This window comes from Roseomonas genomospecies 6 (assembly GCF_008365375.1).
In the GTDB taxonomy this organism is placed as follows: Bacteria; Pseudomonadota; Alphaproteobacteria; order Azospirillales; family Azospirillaceae; genus Azospirillum.
On sequence record NZ_QOKW01000037.1, the window covers coordinates 15473 to 33945 of the forward strand.

11 protein-coding genes are annotated in these 18473 nt (G+C 66.4%); 8 read left to right on the plus strand and 3 right to left on the minus strand.

Annotation, left to right across the window (positions count from 1 at the left end; translation table 11 throughout):
• The first annotated feature begins 35 nt into the window (after positions 1-35).
• Positions 36-797, plus strand: a complete 762-nt coding sequence (gpmA, locus tag DS843_RS27775) for a 2,3-diphosphoglycerate-dependent phosphoglycerate mutase (protein ID WP_149472069.1) — start codon at positions 36-38, stop codon at positions 795-797.
• Positions 798-823: 26 nt separating this feature from the next.
• Here gpmA and DS843_RS27780 read toward each other — a convergent pair whose 3' ends face one another.
• Both DS843_RS27780 and DS843_RS27785 read right to left on the minus strand, forming a co-directional pair.
• Positions 824-1813, minus strand: coding sequence for a GIY-YIG nuclease family protein (locus tag DS843_RS27780; RefSeq protein ID WP_149472070.1), 990 nt, complete (start codon positions 1811-1813; stop codon positions 824-826).
• Positions 1814-1888: 75 nt separating this feature from the next.
• On the minus strand, positions 1889-4126 hold the full coding sequence (locus DS843_RS27785; protein ID WP_149472071.1) for a helicase-related protein: 2238 nt from the start codon (positions 4124-4126) through the stop codon (positions 1889-1891).
• A 535-nt stretch (positions 4127-4661) separates the two neighbouring features.
• On the opposite strand from DS843_RS27785, the gene DS843_RS27790 reads away from it, so the two are divergent.
• The 5 genes from DS843_RS27790 to DS843_RS27810 all read left to right on the plus strand — a co-directional run bounded on the left by DS843_RS27790 (position 4662) and on the right by DS843_RS27810 (position 12954).
• A complete protein-coding gene (locus DS843_RS27790) occupies positions 4662-5354 on the plus strand; it encodes a WecB/TagA/CpsF family glycosyltransferase (protein ID WP_149472072.1) in 693 nt (230 codons plus the stop codon).
• A 3-nt stretch (positions 5355-5357) separates the two neighbouring features.
• Complete coding sequence (locus tag DS843_RS27795; RefSeq protein WP_167525496.1) at positions 5358-7724, plus strand: GumC family protein; 2367 nt, start codon at positions 5358-5360, stop codon at positions 7722-7724.
• A gap of 184 nt (positions 7725-7908) precedes the next feature.
• Positions 7909-9168: an endo-1,4-beta-xylanase gene (locus tag DS843_RS27800; protein WP_149472073.1), complete on the plus strand. Its 1260-nt coding sequence runs from the start codon at positions 7909-7911 to the stop codon at positions 9166-9168.
• Positions 9169-9314: 146 nt separating this feature from the next.
• Positions 9315-10241 carry a class I SAM-dependent methyltransferase gene (locus DS843_RS27805; protein WP_149472074.1) on the plus strand — a complete coding sequence of 309 codons (927 nt, stop codon included), beginning with the start codon at positions 9315-9317 and terminating at the stop codon, positions 10239-10241.
• A 229-nt stretch (positions 10242-10470) separates the two neighbouring features.
• Positions 10471-12954, plus strand: coding sequence for a cellulase family glycosylhydrolase (locus tag DS843_RS27810; protein WP_149472075.1), 2484 nt, complete (start codon positions 10471-10473; stop codon positions 12952-12954).
• A 75-nt stretch (positions 12955-13029) separates the two neighbouring features.
• Here the strand turns inward: DS843_RS27810 and DS843_RS27815 are convergent, their stop codons facing one another.
• A complete protein-coding gene (locus tag DS843_RS27815) occupies positions 13030-14511 on the minus strand; it encodes a lipopolysaccharide biosynthesis protein (RefSeq protein WP_149472076.1) in 1482 nt (493 codons plus the stop codon).
• Between the two features lie 856 nt (positions 14512-15367).
• On the opposite strand from DS843_RS27815, the gene DS843_RS27820 reads away from it, so the two are divergent.
• Entirely contained in the window at positions 15368-16813 is a 1446-nt protein-coding gene (locus DS843_RS27820) for an exopolysaccharide biosynthesis polyprenyl glycosylphosphotransferase (RefSeq protein ID WP_149472077.1), read from the plus strand.
• Positions 16814-17084: 271 nt separating this feature from the next.
• Positions 17085-18422: an O-antigen ligase family protein gene (locus tag DS843_RS27825; protein ID WP_149472078.1), complete on the plus strand. Its 1338-nt coding sequence runs from the start codon at positions 17085-17087 to the stop codon at positions 18420-18422.
• Positions 18423-18473 lie beyond the last annotated feature (51 nt).

An 18473-nucleotide genomic window follows, 5' to 3' on the forward strand; every position in this document is an offset into this window, starting at 1 on the left:
CAAGCGGGACACCGTCACGTCAGGGAGAAGGGGCCATGCACCGACTCGTGCTGCTGCGGCATGGTCAGAGCGTCTGGAACCGCTCGGATCTGTTCACCGGCTGGACCGACGTCGATCTGACCGAACAGGGGGTGGCCGAGACCCGCCACGCCGCCGGGTTGCTGAAACAGGCCGGTTTCGATTTCGACGTGGCCTTCACCTCGGTCCTGAAGCGGGCGATCAAGACGCTCGACATCGTTCTGGAGGAGATGGACCGCATGTGGCTGCCGGTGCACAAGCACTGGCGCCTGAACGAGCGCCACTACGGCGCGCTCCAGGGGCTGAACAAGACGGAGACGGCGGCGCGCCACGGTGCCGAGCAGGTCTTCCTGTGGCGGCGGAGCTGGAACGTCCCTCCCCCGCCCATCGAGCCCGACGACCCGCGCTCCGCGGTGTCGGACCGGCGCTACGCCGGGCTGGGCAAGGCCAACCTGCCGCGCGGCGAGAGCCTGAAGGACACCACGGACCGGGTGATCCCCTTCTGGGAGGAGGGGATCTGCCCGGCCCTGCGGCTGGGAGCGCGGGTGCTCGTGTCGGCCCACGGCAACAGCTTGCGCGGCCTCGTCAAGCATCTGGACAAGGTGCCCGATCCGGACATCCCGCTGTTCGAGATCCCCACCAGCCGCCCGCTGGTCTACGAGCTTGGCGCCGATCTGGTCCCGCTGCGCCGCTATTTCCTGACCGACGGCGGCGCGGTGGAGGAGATCACCTGGGGTGGGCGCGACGATGTGGGGCGCAGCGGCATCGCCGCGGCGTGAACGCAATCCCGCCTATCGGGGACGCATTACCAAGCCATGTCGACATTCCAGGTGGCCGCGTCGAAAGCGGAAGAGGTGAAGTAAGGCCTGTCGCCGTGGGTGTGCTTACCGTCCCATGCCACGTATACCATGACATCTTTTCCGGTTTTGTTTACGTAGTAATCTTTCGCTTTCATATTGTTCGACAAAGTTCCACCGTCTCCGTATTTTTTCAGGAAGTAGCGAATCAGCAATCTTTCCAGATCGACTTCTCCAACCTTGGAAGGGGATGATTCTACAGAATTAAATATATTTGCCAATGGATTATTGGATAACTGAATATTGCCTAAAAATGTATTGTTATGGTTATTGCCAATCTGGTTGTTAATCACAGGGCTTTCAACAGCCATATTACCGTTGCTAGCAGATGAATCCACCAGCCTGACCTTCATTGACCTATCAGAGACGAGCACAATATTTTTATCATCCAACTCAGGTATGCACCAAAAATCTTTTTCCCGAATATTGTATGGAATGAAATTCATAGATGGCTGACTGAACATCGTTGACTGGCTGAACATCGATTGCTGTCTGTTTTGACATTTAGTATTACTGCATTTACTGCACGGCTTTTCTCCATATTTCACCATATTTCTGCGACCGTTGAACAACTGCTGATACCATCTTAATATTTCTGAATTATCATTCCACACATATACACTCCCCCAAAAAATACATATATTATTCAAATCTCTTGAATCAAATCCCATCTCCGTAATGACTTCAAGTCGACCTTTAAAGCGGTCCTTGATGTTGTTGGAGATTCCGACGTAGCGGTTTTTGCTTATCGCGTTCCAAATCACATAGATGCCGGACATGGCCATCCCTTCAGGAAGAGTGGCTTGGCCAAATTCTCCATCACCCACGTACTCCGGCGCCATCCCTCCGCAAGTGGCCGAGTTAAACAGATCGTAGTATATGCTCCACATTTCCTGCTCCCCACCTTCCGACTGCGCCTCCGGGTTTGGGGCCGTCACCCTTCAGAAGACGGGAATGCCGGACAGAGCGTGAAACCTGTCCGGGAAAGCAGGGGAGAGATTGCGGGCCGGCGTCTACGTCCCTTCCGTCCGGCGACCGCGGTGTCCGGCGCCGCCTTTTCCGCGCTTCCGTCCCGGCGCGGGATGGTGGAATTGCGGATGCCCACCGGGTTGCGCAGTCCCGTCGCGGCGCCCGCGGCGCTCGCCCTGCCGCTCCTCCACGCGCCCGGCGTAGCAACTGTCGCAGACCCGGAACCGGTGGTTGGCCTTCAGCCGGGTGCCGCAGACCGGGCAGGCGCGGGCCAGCGAGCGTTCGGCCAGCGTGCGCTCGATGAAGGCGTTCAGCATGGCCCGGCGCTCCTGGCACAGGTCCATGTCCGGATAGGCGTCGGGGAAGCGGTAGGCCAGCCACGCATAGGCGGTCAGCTCCTTCACCGCGCGCTCCGCCTTCTCCAGTTCCACGTCGGTGCCGACGCGGTGGTGGAAGCGCTCCGCGGCGTCGGGGGCCGAATTCGGCACCCCCTTGCCCTGGTTCGTCGCCCACAGCGCCAGAAGGCGCAGGTTGTTCTGGTCGCGCACGTCGATCGGGCAGCGCGCCAGCATGTCGCGCTCCGCCAGCGGCAGCTTCGCCCGGTCCACCGCGGCGGCGGCCTGGATGCGCTGCTCCAGGTCGGTCATGCGGAAGGTCTGGTTGGCGCGCAGAAGCTCCTGCCCCGCGGTGCGCAGCACCTTGGCCAGACTGTCGGTGTCCAGTTCCCGCGCGATGGCCTCGACATGGGTCAGGTTCGGGCTGATCCAGGCGCGCGGGTCTTCCGGCGGAACCGGCGGGGTGGTCAGCGCCCGGCGCACCGGGTTGATGTTCTCCCCCTCCAGAACCGCGACGCGGCCTTCCTCGTGCATGCCGAAGCGCCCGGCGCGCCCGCCGATCTGGCGGATCTCGGAGGAATTCAGGTCGCGCTCCTCCCGCCCGTCGTACTTGCGGGTGGTGGACAGCACGACGCGGGCGACCGGCAGGTTCAGCCCCATGCCGATGGCGTCGGTCGCCACCAGCACGTCCGCCGTGCCTTCGCGGAAGCGCCGCGCCTCGGCCCGCCGCACCTCCGGCGACAGGGCGCCGTAGATCACCGCCACCGTGTGGTCGCGGGCCAGCAGCTCGCGCCGCAGCCCCATCACGTCCTTGCGCGAAAAGGCGATCACCGCGTCGCCCCGGCGGACGCTGTCCAGGGACACCCGCTCCTCCTGCACGCGCAGCGGCGACTTGCGGGTGAACTCCACGATCTCCAGCTCCTCCCCCAGGGCGGTGGCGAGGCGCTGGAGATAGGGGATGGCGTCGGCGGAGCCGGTCATCAGGATTTCCGGGGCGGCCACGCCGGCCACCGCCTGCGTCCAGGCCCAGCCGCGGTCGTGATCGCCGATCATCTGGATCTCGTCGATGACGCAGGCGCCCCAGACCTTCGAGGTGTTGACCATCTCGATGGTGGAGGAGGTGAAGGAGGCGCCGGGCCGCACGTCGCGCTCCTCGCCGGTGACGAGGCTGCACGCCCGCCCGCGCGTCTCCAGCGCCTCCTGCCCCTCCAGCGCCAGCAGGCGCAGCGGGGCGAGGTAGCAGCCGCTCTGCGCCTCGGCCAGACGGTCCATGGCGGCGTGGGTCTTGCCGGAGTTGGTCGGGCCGACGAACAGCCGCAGCTTGCGCACCATGGCGCGGGCCGTGGCGAAGCTGTCCAGATAGACGCCCATGCCGGAGGCGTTCTCCAGCCGCTCCCGCCGGACCTTCAGGCCGGCGCGCGCGGCGGCGGTGGAGAAGGCCTCCTCCAGCGCGTCCAGCAGGGTCTGGAGGCGGGGGATGCGCCCGCCGAAGCCGATCACCCGGCCCAGCTCGTCGGCGAAGCCCTTGGGGCGCCACGCCTCGCCGAAATTCGCGGCGCGCTGGGCCATGGAGGCGAACCAGCCGTCCACCCGCCCGCGCGCCTTCTCGATGGCGGCGGAGGACAGGCAGGCCGCCTTGACCCGCTTGCCAAGCGCCTTCGCCTGCGGACGGCCGAAGCCCTCCTCCGCGGTCATCAGGCCCCAGAGATCCGCCTCGATGTCGGGCAGGGGGCCGAGCGCCACGCGGAATCGCAGCTTCAGCTTCCGGTCGGTGCCGGGAACCACCACCTCGTGGACGACGGCGACCGACCAGCGGGCCGGAGTGCTGTCGGCGTCCACCTCGATCCCATCGCCGCGCACCACCGCGGCGATGGCGCGCAGCGCGTCGCGGCGGTCGAACTCGTCTGCGGTACCGGACTGGCGGGGGGTGGTTTCGTCGTTGCTCATGAAATGGTCTTCTTCCGTCGCCGGCCCGCTGAATCCGGAGGCTGGCGGTCTGATGGGGGCTCCGCCGGGATCTGGAACAGTGCCGCGCGGCGAAGCGGGCGCCCACCCCTATTCTGCACATGAGCGCCCCACGGGCGTACCTATATGGTCGGAGCCGTATGATAGGGCAAGCCGATTCAGGGGTTCCCCCGGCGTGCACGGGCTAATTCGCCTGAACTTCCCCCTCTCCCATCCCACCGCTGCGAAAAAGGGGCGGTGCCGGCCACATCATTCCCTGTTGTCCGGGCGGTCCGGTCGAAAGGGGTAACCGGTAACGATCTTACCGACTGCCACCAATCGAAAGTGTTAGCAAGCAATATCGTCTTACTGCACCGCAAACCGTAGGGCATCATCGTTGCACAGACAACGTAACCGTCGCCGCTTCGCTGATTTTGGTTAGGAGATGTGCATGCCGACCCCTCGTGACGTCCTGGCACTGATCGAGAGAATACGGTGTATTTCTTGCGAGGACGAGCGCCATGCATTGATAAAGACATTGTCTGCCGTCGAGCGCCCGACCATCCTGTCGTTCCTGAACGCTCACGGCGTGAATCTCTGCGCGGGGTCCTCCGCCGCGTGGTCGGCCTTCCGCGCCTCCGACGTCCTGTTGCGGGACGGGGTGGCGCTGGAGGTGGCTCTGCCGTGGCTGGACCAGCCGGTCGGGTTGAACATGAACGGCACCGACTTCATCCCGCTTCTCCTCCGCCACCTGTCGCCGCGGCGGGTCGCCGTCTACGGCACCGCGGCGCCCTGGCTGGACGAGGGGATCGAACGGCTGAAGGAGCGGACCCCGCACGACTATATCGATGCCCAGCACGGCTTCCATTCCGTGGAGCATTACATCGCCCGTGCGCGGGAGCTTCAACCCGACGTCATCATCCTGGCCATGGGCATGCCCCGCCAGGAGGAGGTCGCGGTGCAGCTCAAGCGCGCGCTGGACCATAAGGTGCTGATCGTCAACGGCGGCGCCATCATCGATTTCCTTGCCGGGCGCTTCACCCGGGCCCCCGCCGCCGTCCAGCGCATCGGGCTGGAATGGGCGTTCCGGCTGGTCCAGGAGCCCCGCCGCCTGTTCCGCCGCTATTGCGTCGGCGCCTTCGGCTTCGCCCACACCGTTCTGCTTATGCGCCGTGCCGCCATGCGTTCGTCCAGCGCCCCAGCACCAGCGCCCATGCATAAGGAGCTTTGAGACGTGGAAAATCTGCCCCAAGTCAATCATGGCGGCCACCACGGCGGTCCGCCGGCTCCGGTTCCGGCATGGCCCGCCGCTCCCGGCCCGTCCCGGCGCAGCGAGTTCGAAGCCCAGACCCCGTCCATGGGGCCCGATTTCCGCTTCATCCTGCGCGTGCTGGGCAGCCACAAGTGGCTGATCGCGGCCATCGTGGTGGTGCTGACCGGGTTGTCGGCTCTGGGCGTCTCGACGTTGAAGGACCAGTACACCTCCGAGGCGCTTCTGCTGGTGGACAACCGGCAGGTCCGCATCGTGCGCGAGGTGGAGCAGGTGGTGGGCGCCATTCCCACGGAGGACGCGGCGATCCTGAGCGAGATCGAGATCCTGAAGTCGCCGCAGGTGCTGAACCAGGTGGTGAACGATCTTCAGCTCGCCCAGCACCCGGAATTCAACCCGCCGGCGCAGGAGGACGAGACGCTTCCGCTGGTCGAGCGCGCGGTGGCCTACGGCCGTGGCCTCGCCGACCAGTTCTGGAGCGGCAACCCGCCGGCCCCGGTCGCCTGGCTGCTGAGCCACGGCGACGAGGTGGCGCAGGGCATCCGGGCGCGCGAGGCGCACGCGGCGCTGGGCAACGACCAGATCATCGCGCGCATCCACCGCAAGCTGGACGTCGCCATCGTGGGCCGGTCGCGCGTGATCCAGGTGCGCTTCACCTCCAAGGAGCCGCAGCTCAGCCGCGACGTGGTGGACGGCATTGTCCGCCGCTACATGGAAACCCGCCAGCAGATGGACCGCGACCTGTCGACCAGCGCGATCTCCTGGCTGCAGGACCGCATCGTCCTGCTGCGCCGCGAGGTGGCCGAGGCCGACGCAAAGGTCGAGGAGGCCCGCGTCAAGGGCGGCCTGCTGAAGGGCGGCACCGGCCTGATGGCCCAGAACGAGCTTGAGCAGACCCGCCTGCGCCTGAGCGAGGCGTCGGCCATCCGCGCCCGCTCGGTCGCCCAGGCGGACACGCTGGAGCGCAACCTGAAGGCCGGCAACTGGAACGCCATCGGCGGCAGCATCGCCTCCCCGGTCGTCGCCCAGCTCCGCGCCACGGTCGCCGCCATCTCCACGGAAATGGCCCAGCTTTCCCGCCAGTACGGGCCGCGGCATCCGCGCATCGTCGAGCTTCAGGGCCGGCTGAACGAGGCCAACTCCACGCTCCAGCAGGAAATCCGCCGTGAGATCAACGGCGTGCGCGAGGCCGCCCAGGTCGCGGTGGAGCAGGAAACCGCGCTGCGCGCCATGATCACCCGCATGGAGGGCAGCTACGCCACCATGCAGGAGCAGGCCATCCCGCTGCGCACCCTGGAATCCGAGGCGACCGCCAAGCGCCAGCTTCTCGACAGCCTGCTGGGCCGTCTGGAAGAGGTCGAGGCCCAGAAGGACAGCCGCGCCTTCCCCGCCGCCGTCAAGCTGGTCTCGGCGCCGCAGGTCCCGCACGAGCCGTCGGGTCCCTTCCGCGTCCTGCTGCTGTTGGCCGGCTTCGTCGCGGCTCTCGCCCTGGCCATCTTCAGCGTCTTCGGTCTGGAGCTTCTCCAGCGCCGCATCCACACCCCGGACGCCGTGCGCCGCATCCTGGGCGTCGGCACCGTCCACATCGTGCCGCACCACAGCGACCGCGGGGCCAAGGGCCGGCTCTACAAGATCTTCCAGCGCCATCCCTTCTCGCTGTTCAGCGAATCCCTGCGCGCCCTGTTCCGCAACCACCTGTCGGATCTCGGCCCGGTCGGCTCGCTGGCGGTGACCTCGGCCCGCCCGCAGGACGGCAAGACCTCCCTGACGCTCGCCGTGGCCCAGGTGGCCAGCCAGGCCGGCCGCCGGGTGGTGGTGGTGGACACCGACTTCCGCCGTTCCCGGATGGAAGGGCTGTTCGACCTGTCCGCCAAGAAGGGCCTGTCGGACTGGATCTCCGGTGACGCCACGCTGGACGAGATCGTCCACACCGCCGACGACGTGCCCTTCGCCATGGTTCCGGCGGGCAAGCTGAACCCGATGACGCTGGACCGCTTCAACGTGGACTCCCTCGTGCAGCTCATGGCCGGCCTGTCGCCCAGCTTCGACCTGGTGGTCTTCGACACCGCCCCGGCGCTGGCCGTGTCCGACGCCCGCATCGTCTGCGGCGCCGCCAACAAGGTGCTGTTCGTCACCCGCTGGGGCCACACCACGGCCAGCGACCTGGACGCGGTGGCCGACCTGGGTCCGATCGACCACGACAAGTTCGTCTGCGTGATGACCGACGTGAACCTGAAGAAGGCCGCCAGCAAAGGCTATCAGGGTCCGTACAACAGCTACGTCGCCACGCGGAAGTACTACGGCGACCAGACCCTGCGGGCCGCGCCGTAAGCGAGGCCAAAGCCCTTCTCCCCTCCGGGGAGAAGGGTATGGGATGAGGGGGCGGCCGCAGGCCGACCACGCTGGCTCATTGCAGTGCGTGGACGCCCTGACGGGCGCCCCCTCACCCTAACCCTCTCCCCAGGGGGGAGAGGGAATTTCCATTTCCCATCGAACCACACGAGGCCCGACGCCCATGGCCCAGACCTCGCCGAAAGCCACCTCGCCGAAAGCCACCTCCCTCTCCCGCCGGGACGCGCTGCGCGCCGCCGCCGCCGTTGCGGTGCTGGCAAGCTGCAAAACCGCCGCCGGTCCCTCCATCGCCGAGGCCGCCCCTTCCGCCGCCGCGCCGAACCCGACGCTGCGCGACGCCTGCCGGGCCGCCGGCATTCTCCATGGTGCCGCCCGCGACCATCTGATCGAGCCGGAAGACCCCATGCTCGACACGCTGATGGCCCGGGAATGCGACGTGGTGACGCCGGAGAACGGCGGCAAATGGGCCGTCTTCCAGCCGCAGGAGGGCAACTTCGACTGGGGCCGCTTCGACGCGGGGGTGGAACTGGCCCGCCGCATCGGCGCCAAGCCCAACTGGCACTGCGCCCTGTGGCAGCACATGGGCATGCCCGACTACATGACGCTGCCGGCCAGCCGCCAGCGCGCGCTGGGCATCGGCGAGAACGCCTATTTCTCGGCGGACGGCACGCTGTCGGAGGACAATTACTGGCCGCGCTTCACCGCCATGGTCGCGGCGGTCAAGCAGCGCTACGGCGACGGCTTCTACCGCATCGACGTGATGAACGAGGCCTTCTTCTGGGAGACCGAGCGCAGCCACCCTCACGAACAGGACCGCCACGGCTTCCGCAAGGGCATGTGGTGGGTGGTGGCGGGCGGCGCCAAGGGGCCGGAGTGGCTGGACCCCTTCTTCCACCATATCCGCAAGGAATTCCCCTCCGCCAAGCTGGTCATCAACGAGTTCGGCATCGAGATCGACGAGGGCTGGCAGCAGCGCAAGCGGGCCTACTTCCAGACCTGGCTGACCGACGCGGTCAAGCGCGGCGTGCCGATCGACGGGGTGGGGCTGCAAAGTCATTTGATGGCCGGCAAGCCCTACGACCGCGAAGGCATGAAGAGCTTTCTGCGGGCCATGGACCGGCTGGGCCTGCCGATCCACGTCACCGAGTTCGATGTGAACGAGAAGCATCTGCCACGCCGCTGGTCGCGGGCGGAGAAGGACCGCGCCATGGCCTTCCTGGCCGGGCAGTATCTGGGCGACATCGCCGGCAACGCGCGGCTGGCCGAACTCTGCTGGTGGCACTTGCGGTCCGACCTGAACTACATCGCCCGGGAAATGGCGGAGCTGAAGCCCCATCCCTCCCCCTACGACGCCGCCTCGCGCCCGCTGCCGCTCTACGAAGCGTCGGTGCAGGCGTTGCGCGGGCGCGGCCGGGCGGGGTGAGGCGGGCCGGGTGAGGCTGCGGTACCCCCATCGGCGCGACTACCCCGCCCGATCGCGCGGCCCGCTCCGCCGTCCGCGCCTGTAAGGATTTCCGACAGCATCCTTAGATTAGCGGAACAGCGCCGTTTCTTCCAAAGAGGTGATCCGTGGATACGTTGACGTCGGATGAGCTGGTCGCCCGCTACAAGCGGAAGTTCGGTCTGGCCCCGAACTACCCCCTCAGCGAAACCATGGTCCGCCAGCACTGGGACTTGGAACGCCAGCTCGCGCGTGAACTGCTGGACTCCCGCCGCGAGGAACGCTGGACCGTGTTCGAGCGCAACTACACCACCCTCTACAGCGAGTGTCCCTGGTTGAACGACGGGGTGGACACCGCGGCGCAGAACGACGAGTTGGACTTCCGCCATTTCCTGACGCTTCTGAAGGGCGCGCGGGACGTCTACGAGGTCGGGTCGGGCAAGGGGCGGCTGCTGAGCTATCTGGCCCGCCACGGCCACCGCTGCGTCGCCACGGAGATCACCCGCGAGCGCGGCGAGCGCTGGACGGACGAGCGGTCCAACGTGACGTGGCGCTGCTGCGACGGCGTGAACCTCGCCGAGTTCGAACCGCGCGGCCATTACGACGCCGTCGTCTCCACCCACGTCATCGAGCATCTCCACCCCGAGGACGTGCCCCTGCACCTGTCCAACGTGCACGCCATCCTGAAGCCGGGCGGGCGCTACGTGCTCAGCATGCCGCACAAGCACGCCGGGCCGATGGACCTGTCGGAGGTGTTCGGTCTGGACGAGCCGATCTGCATGCACCTGCGCGAATACACCTGGAGCGAGACCGAACGGGCGCTGCGCGACGCCGGCTTCGCCCGGATGGAAGCGGTCTACGTCGCCCCGATGGCGGTCCGGAAGCGGATGCACCTCCATGGCTCCGGCCGGGGCTATCTGGCCTATGTGAAGGCCGTGGAGTCCTTCATCGGGGCCATGCCATTAACCCTGCGGCGCAAACTCGGGAAGCTCGGCCAGCTCTACCTCTTCCGGCCGGAGGTCTTCATGGTGGCTCACAAAAGTCACGAGGCGTGAGCGGGCGCCGTCCGGGAACCTTTCTGTAACAAGACTTTACAGTTACGATCCCCCGTGGCCGCAAGGCCCCACTGTGGCGCGGAAACCGCAGCAAAGGCGGTTTTCCGCGCCTCATTCTTTTCACAGGGTGGCGTGGCTTTTAAGACGCATTTCGTTAAAATCCGAAATACCTCGTTAACCAATTGGGGCGAACCTCGGCTTCACCGAAAATGGAGAGAGGTTATTTCCAATGGCAACGACCACCACGGGTCTCGTCGACACGACCTTCGTCGTCAACGCCTCGGGGCAGGCTGCCGGCGGGATCTGGCCGCAGTTCCGGCTGCTCCTGGATGGTGTCAATCTCGGCGAGGCGACGGTCGGCTCGACCAGCGCCGGCCGTTACACCTTCAAGGCCCAGGTCGCTCCGGATCAGGCCCACAAGGTTCAGATCGTCTACTTCAACGACGGCTATGTGAACGGCCAGGACCGCAACCTGCTCGTCAAGTCGCTGGAAGTGAACGGAAAATCCGTCGCCGCCACCAGCTCGCTGGTCAGCTACGACAAGGGCGCGCTCGACGGCAGGGATGTGATCCCCGGCCAGGAAGGCATGTGGTGGGACGGCGCGCTCGATTTCGCGCTGACCAAGGACTATTTCCCGGTCGCGACGCCGCAGGCGCCCGCGGGCAACACTCAGATCGTCCTGAACCTGTCGGGCAACGCCGCGGGCGGCACCAACGCGCATTTCAACCTGCTGATCGACGGCAAGAAGGTCGGCGAGGGCGTGGCCGGCACGACCGCCAAGGACTATGCCTTCTCGATCAACGCCACGGCGGATCAGGCACACAAGGTTCAGATCCAGTACGACAACGACGCCACCATCAACGGCCAGGACCGCAACCTGCTGGTCAACAAGGTCACGATCAACGGCAAGTCGGTCCTGCCCACGGACGGCATCGTCACCTACGACAAGGGTGCGCTCGACGGCAAGGACGTGGTCAAGGGCCAGTCCGGGATGTGGTGGAACGGCACGCTGGTGGTCGACGCCGACAAGAGCTTCTTCCCCGGCTCCACGACGCCGACCAACCCGACCAACCCGCCGCCGCCGCCCCCCGCCCCGGCGAAGCCGTCCCTGACGGTCAGCGACGTGTCGGTGACGGAGCCGACCGGCAAGACCGCCGGCGGCATCGCGCCGGGCTTCCTGCACACCGAGGGCGGCCAGATCATGGACAGCAGCGGCAAGGCCGTGAAGCTGACCGGCGTGAACTGGTTCGGGGCCGAGGGCTACGCCTTCGCGCCGCAGGGGCTGTGGATGGACAGCTACCAGAACCACATGAAGCAGATGCAGGATCTGGGCTTCAACACCATCCGCCTGCCCTATTCCGACGCGATGCTGGACAATGGCCGCATGCCGACCGGCATCGACTACTCGAAGAACCCCGATCTGCGCGGCAAAACCTCGCTTGAGGTGTTCGACAAGATCATCGAGCACGCCGACAAGATCGGCATGAAGATCATCCTCGACCATCACCGCTCCGGCGACGGCGCGTCGGCCAACGAGAACGGGCTCTGGTACACCAGCCAGTACCCGGAATCGAAGATGATCGAGAACTGGAAGATGCTGGCGACCCGTTACAAGGGCAACGACGCCGTGATCGGCGCCGACCTGCACAACGAGCCGCACAACCCGGCCACCTGGGGCGACGGCGGCCCGAACGACTGGGCCCGCGCGGCGGAGCGCATCGGCAACGCCATCCAGTCGGTCAACAAGGACTGGCTCCTGATCGTCGAAGGCATCGAGACCTACCAGAACCAGTGGTACTGGTGGGGCGGCAACCTGCTGGGCGAGAAGAACTACGAGGTCAAGTTCAACACGCCCGACAAGCTGGTCTATTCGGTCCACGATTACGGCCCGTCGCTCTACATGATGGACTGGTTCAAGGCCAACAACTTCCCGAACAACATGCCGGCGAAGTGGGGCCAGATGTGGGGCCACTTCATCCAGAACGACGAGACGCCCGTCCTGGTCGGCGAGTTCGGCAGCCGCATGGAAACCGCCATCGACAAGCTGTGGATGCCCAAGCTGATCCAGTACATGAACGGCGACTGGAACGGCGACGGCAAGATCGATCTGGCCGCGGGCAAGCAGGGTGCGAGCTGGACCTACTGGGCCTGGAGCCCGGGTTCGGGCGACACCGGCGGCATCATGAACGATAGCTGGAAGGTGGACTACAACAAGTACAACGCCATCAAGCCGGGCCTGTACAGCGGCTCCACCAGCCCGGCGACCACCGACGCGGTGTTCACGGTGAAGCTGTCCCAGGCCTACAGCCAGGCGGTGACGGTGGACTACGCCACGGCGGACGGCACGGCGAAGGCCGGTTCGGACTATCTGGCGGCCAGCGGCAAGCTGACCTTCGCCGCCGGCGAGACCACCAAGACGGTCGCCGTCAAGGTGCTGAGCGACGACGTCACGGAAGGGATCGAGAACTTCTCGCTGAAGCTCTCCAACCCGACGCAGGCGACCATCGCCGACGGCACCGGTATGGCCACCATCAACCCGCCGGGCACCGCCCAGGCGCTGTCGGCGGACCTGCTGGCGCACAGCCTGGCCCAGGGCACGGCTTCGGCGCAGGCGGCGGGCGTGCAGTCCGGCATCGACCTGTCGTCGATCGACTTCTCGCATATGATGACGGTGGACGCCGCGAACCTGATGCTCGACCATCAGGCCGCGTAACGACCGCCGAGGCGGACACGGGGAAGGGGCCGGCGGAGCGATCCGACGGCCCCTTCTTTTTCAGCGTATGCGCCTTCAGGAGGCCGATTGCAGGCGGCGGACGCGGCCCAGCAGCAGCTTGCCCAGCATCGTCCGGCCCGCCGGCCCCATGCCCGGGCCGAACACCGCGGTGGCCAGGAACATCAGCACCAGCAGCACCTTCTCGGCGGTGAAGGCGGGGTCGATCTCGGTGCCGAACAGGTACCAGCCCAGCCCGTAGGCGAAGACCGCCGGCACCAGTATCCAGCCGATCCGCACGGCGTTCAGCGGCATCTCGTCGCGGCAGATGCGGCGGCGCACCGTCTCGGTCAGGGCGATCTGGAAGACCTCCCGGCCCAGATTGGCGAGCGCGGCGCCCAGCAGGCCCCACTGCCAGACCATGCCCAGGGCCAGCGCCGACCCCACAGCGAGGCTGGCCGCGGAGATCCAGGGAAGCACGCCGACGCGCTTGGCCTTCAGGATCGCCACCTCGGGATTCATCCGCACCCCATGCAGCACATAGGCCAGCACCAGGAAGGGCATGCTGGTCAGAACCGGGGTGTAGTCGCTGGAGGCGATCAGCCACAGGATCTCCGGCGCGGTCAGCGCCAGCCCCAGCCCGGCCCCGGTCAGCAGGACGACGAACAGGTGGAAGACGAAATCCGCCTGCCCATGGTCCGCGTCGCCATGCTGCGCCTCCAGCCGGCTGACCGACCAGATCTGCAGGAAGGAGGCGGTCAGGAACATGAAGAGGATCTGCGACAGCCGCATCCCGAAGGCGAACAGCCCCACCGCCGCCGTCGACAGCAGGATGTTCAGCAGCCAGCGCGAGACGAAGTTGTTGGCGATGTCCAGCAGCGACTGCGGCGCGTAGGGCAGCCCCAGCGCCGCCACCCGCTTCAGGATCGGGAAGGAGAAGGAGAACCCCGTGTCCTTCAGAATCGCCACCACCAGCAAAAGGCCAAGCGCCAGGAAGGACGCGCCGTTCGCCAGGAAGATGCCCTCCACCCCGAGGCCGAGCCCCCACAGGAACAGCAGGTTGAAGGCAAGCAGGGCCACCACCTTCGCCAGCGACACCAGCAGGCACAGCGCCGACCGCTTGCGCGCCCGGTAATAGGCCAGCGCCAGCTCGAACAGGGTGGTCAGCGCGACGCCGGCCAGCGCGATCGCCATCACCGCGGCGTGGCCGGTGTCACCGAACATCGCCCAGCTTCCGGCCATGCCCAGCGGCCAGGCCAGCCCGACCATCGCCACCGACGTGCCGACCACCGCCAGCAGGCAGGTGCTGGCGACGCGACGCCGGTCGCCCTCCTCGGCGTGTTCGAAATAGACGGCGGTGAAGGCGTTGTTCATGCCGATCATCAGCATGACCGCCAGCAGGTCCGCGACCACCACCACCAGCGCGTAGACGCCGAATTCGGAAGGGTTGAGAAGCCGGGTGTAGAGCGGCAGGAGCAGGAGCCCGGCAGCCCGGTTCACCACGTTGGCCAGCATGAACAGCCAACCGTGTTTCAAGATCGTCGCTGCTTCGGACGCCATCGGGAACTCCGCCATTAACTCCGGTGGGGCGGCACTGCCGCACCTGCGAACGCAATTCCGATGATTGGAACCGGGAGGGGACGTTTCAATTTCACGTTGGGGCCTTCGCCTTCCTCTTCGGACTTATTCCGATGAGCAACCGCGGCCCCCTCCCTAGCCCTCCCCCTCTTCGAGGTGGAGGGGACTGCCGCCGCGTCGCGGAAGGCACCCTCTCCCGCGAAAGCGGGGGAGGGTTGGGGAGGGGGAAAGGGATGAACGGCCCCGCGCGCAATCCCGACAGGGTGCGACCCCACCCCACCACGATCAACGGAGCTTTGGAGCAGCCCGCTCACCCGGAATCGCCCGACGGCTTCTTAAGGGATACGTCGCCGACCACGCCGCGGCGGGACGGTCGCACCAACCTGGGGCGGAACGCCGCCATTCGATCACGCATCCGGCCATAGGGGTCGGGGAACATCCCTCCCATACCACCAAATTGCGGGGAGGAAGGAGGTAGCCGATGGACAGCCGGGGCAGCGCCGCCACCGATCCGGATGATCCGGACGAAGTCATCCACTTACCTTAATCTCTTTAAAATCGCTCAATGGAAACCACGCGCGATGTAAGGGGTATTGCCGCTGGCTGGGGAAGCCTCTTGTGATTTGTTGATTAGCGGCAGCCTTTATCCTAATTCGTGGAAAACAGCGCATCCCTTGTTCTGTCCACCTGGGGGAGAAGCGTGCGCTGATATTTGTGTGTCTTTCGGAACACAGGAAGACTCAAAGAAAAAGCTGATGAGAGACCGTCTCACGCTGCGGCGCGTTAGGTCAGGCGCGAGGCGGATGACATTCCGTTTCACACATAAATGGGACCTGCGATGAGCAAACTCGACCCAGAAGCGGTCATCAATCTGGCCCCGGTCAAGAAGACGGCCATGCCGGCGGTGGGACCCGGACTGCTGCTTGCGCTGTCCGACGGCTTCATGCTCGCCCTGCTCGGCTGGACGCTCGTCCACCTGTTCGGAAGCGACACCCTGTCCGCGGAAGCGGACCTGTCGCAGCGCGCCCTGGTCACCGGCCTGATGCTGGTGCCGCTGGTGAAATCGGTTTTCGGAATCTACTCGCTGGGCCGCTTCGACTATCTGGAGCGGACCCGCCGCACCTTCCAGGCGGCCCTGCTGTCGGTCGCCGTCCTGGCCGTGCCCTTCATCGTGATGGACGGTTTCCGATCCTTCTTCGTGGAGGCGCTGTCGGTCGCCCTGCTCGGCTTCGCGATCACCTACGCCGCCGACCTTCTGCTGGTGCACGGCCTGATGGCCAGCGCCCTGAACTGGCGCACCCCGGTGGTGATCGTCGGCGCCGGACCGCAGGGTGCCGCCATCGCCGAGAAGCTGCAGCGGCTGCCCTGGCTGGGCATGCGCCCGGTCTGCTTCTTCGACGACGACGACACGCTGTGGCAGACCCGCGTCGCCAACCTGCCGGTGGTCGGCTCGACGGAGCTGCTGGCCAAGTCCCCGGCCTACGCCCAGCAGGCCCAGGCCGCCATCGTCGCCGACATCGGACGCCATGGGGCGGACCTGACGACGCTGGTCGGGCGGCTGCCCTTCAAGCAGGTCTATTGCCTGTTGGGCGAGGGCAACGTCAGCGCCGTGGACGCCACCTACCACAACCTGCACGGCTCGCTGGCGCTGCGCGTCTCGGTCCGTCCGCCGACCAGCTACCTGCGCATCCGCCGCGCGCTGGACATCCTGCTGTCGGCCATCCTGCTGGTGGCGGTGGCGCCGCTGATGCTGGGCATCGCCGCGGCGATCCGGCTGGACAGCCCCGGTCCGGTCATGTTCCGCCAGAAACGCTGGGCCGGCGGCGACAAGACCTTCGACGTGCTGAAGTTCCGCTCGATGCACATCAACGCGGAGGAGCATCTCCAGCGCCTTCTGGAGAACGATCCGAAGATGCGCGAAGAGTACATGACCTACCACAAGCTGGCCTACGACCCGCGCATCACCCCGGTCGGCCGCTTCCTGCGCAAGACCTCGCTCGACGAGCTGCCGCAGTTGGTGAACATCCTGATGGGCGACATGAGCCTGATCGGCCCGCGCGCCTACATGCCGAAGGAACTGCCGGAGGTCGGCGCCTCGGCGGAGGTCATCGGTTCCGTCCGGCCCGGCCTGACCGGCTACTGGCAGGTGTCGGGTCGCCACCGCACCACCTTCCAGGAGCGCGTCGCCATGGACGTCTTCTACGTCCGCAACTGCGGCCTGCTGTTCGACTTCTACATCCTGTGCAAGACCGCGGTGATCGTCCTGAAGGGCGACGGGTCATGAGCCTGCGCCACCCCATCCAGGCCCCTCTCCCCAAGCGGGAGAGGGGCTTTCCCTTTTCTGGCCCCCGCACGCACAAGCCCCGTCCGCCCCGCAAGATGGTGGTGCAGGGTCCAACCGGAGGTAGCCCCGACGGGGACGGCCTCCTTCGGCCTAATGCCTCCGCCCGGCTACAGGTCCGGGCATCGGGTTGGCATCTTCAGAAAACGATGCGGTGCGCCCGTCATGGGCGTTCACTGCCCATCACAGCCCTTTTCACCGGAACAGCGGCCCCATGAAAGTCCTCGAAGTTCTGGAAAAGAGCGTCACCGTCTTCTGCATCGTCTCGTTCGGCGGTTCGGTGCTGCCGGCGCTGCTGACCGGCGGCGGCGCGACCGATCCGGACGCGCCCGGCGCCGTGCTCTATTTCATGGCCGTCTACGTCATGATCCTGGCGCTGATCGGGCTGCGGCCGAGCCTGGCCTTCCGCCTGCCGACGGGCAGCCCGGCGGTGTCGCTGATCGTGGCGCTGGCCTTCCTGTCCGCCCTGTGGTCGATCTATCCGGACGTGACGCTGCGGCGCGCGGTGGCCTTCCTGTTCACCACGGCCTTCGCCGTCTATCTCGCCTTGCGCTACAGCTTCCCGGAGATCGTCCGGATGCTGGCGACGGGCCTGTCGATCCTGATGGTGCTGTCCTACGTCTCGGTCTTCGCCATGCCGGCGGTCGGGTTGGACAGCGAGCAGCATGTCGGCGCCTGGAAGGGCATCTTCTGGCAGAAGAACGTCACGGGCCGCATGATGGTCTGGCTGGTGCTCTGCCTGCTCTGGCTCGACTGGATGCGCGAGGGCAAGCGCTGGGTGGTCCGCCCGCTGCTGCTGATGGCCCTGCTGCTGATCGTGATGAGCCGGTCGGGCACGGGTCTGGTCACCTCGATCCTGGTCGCCGGGCTGCTGCTCGTCAGCGGTTTCGTGCGCGGCGGCATCCGCAGCTTCGCGCCGGCCATGGCCTTCATCCTGCTGGTCGCGGTGGTCGGCATCACCAGCGGCACGACCTTCTGGCACGACATCCTCTACATGCTGGGCCGCGACCCGACGCTGACCGGCCGCACGGTGCTGTGGGAACACACGCTGATGTCGATCCAGGACCGCTTCCTGCTCGGCTGGGGCTACGGCGCCTACTGGTACGGGGCCTACGGTCCGGGCAGCACCTTCACCCAGGGCTGGGGCATCAACTCCGCCCACAACGGCTGGATGGAGGCGTGGCTGGATTTGGGCCTGGCCGGCGTGATCCTGACGGCGGTGCTGATGGGGCGCCTGCTGATCCAGGGCTTCATGGCCGTCCGCTACAGCGAGAACCGCGGCGAGCCGGCCTGGATCTTCACCGTGGGCTGCGCGCTGATGCTCATCTCGATCTCCGAAAGCGTGTTCCTGGAGCGGCATTCGCTGAACTGGATCGTGATGGTGATCGCGGTGACCCGCCTCGTGCAGCGCCGCCGCTGGGCGAAGATGCAGGCCCGGATGCAGGACCACCACCCCGCCCCGCAAGCGGCCTTTGCCAGTTCATCCCCCTACGGAACCTCCTACGGCGCGCCTCCGTCCGCCGGTTGGAGCGGTCCGGCCCGGCCCGGCTGACGGAAGGAGGCCCCCATGTTCCGCCCCATATCTCCGCCCTCCGATCTTCCG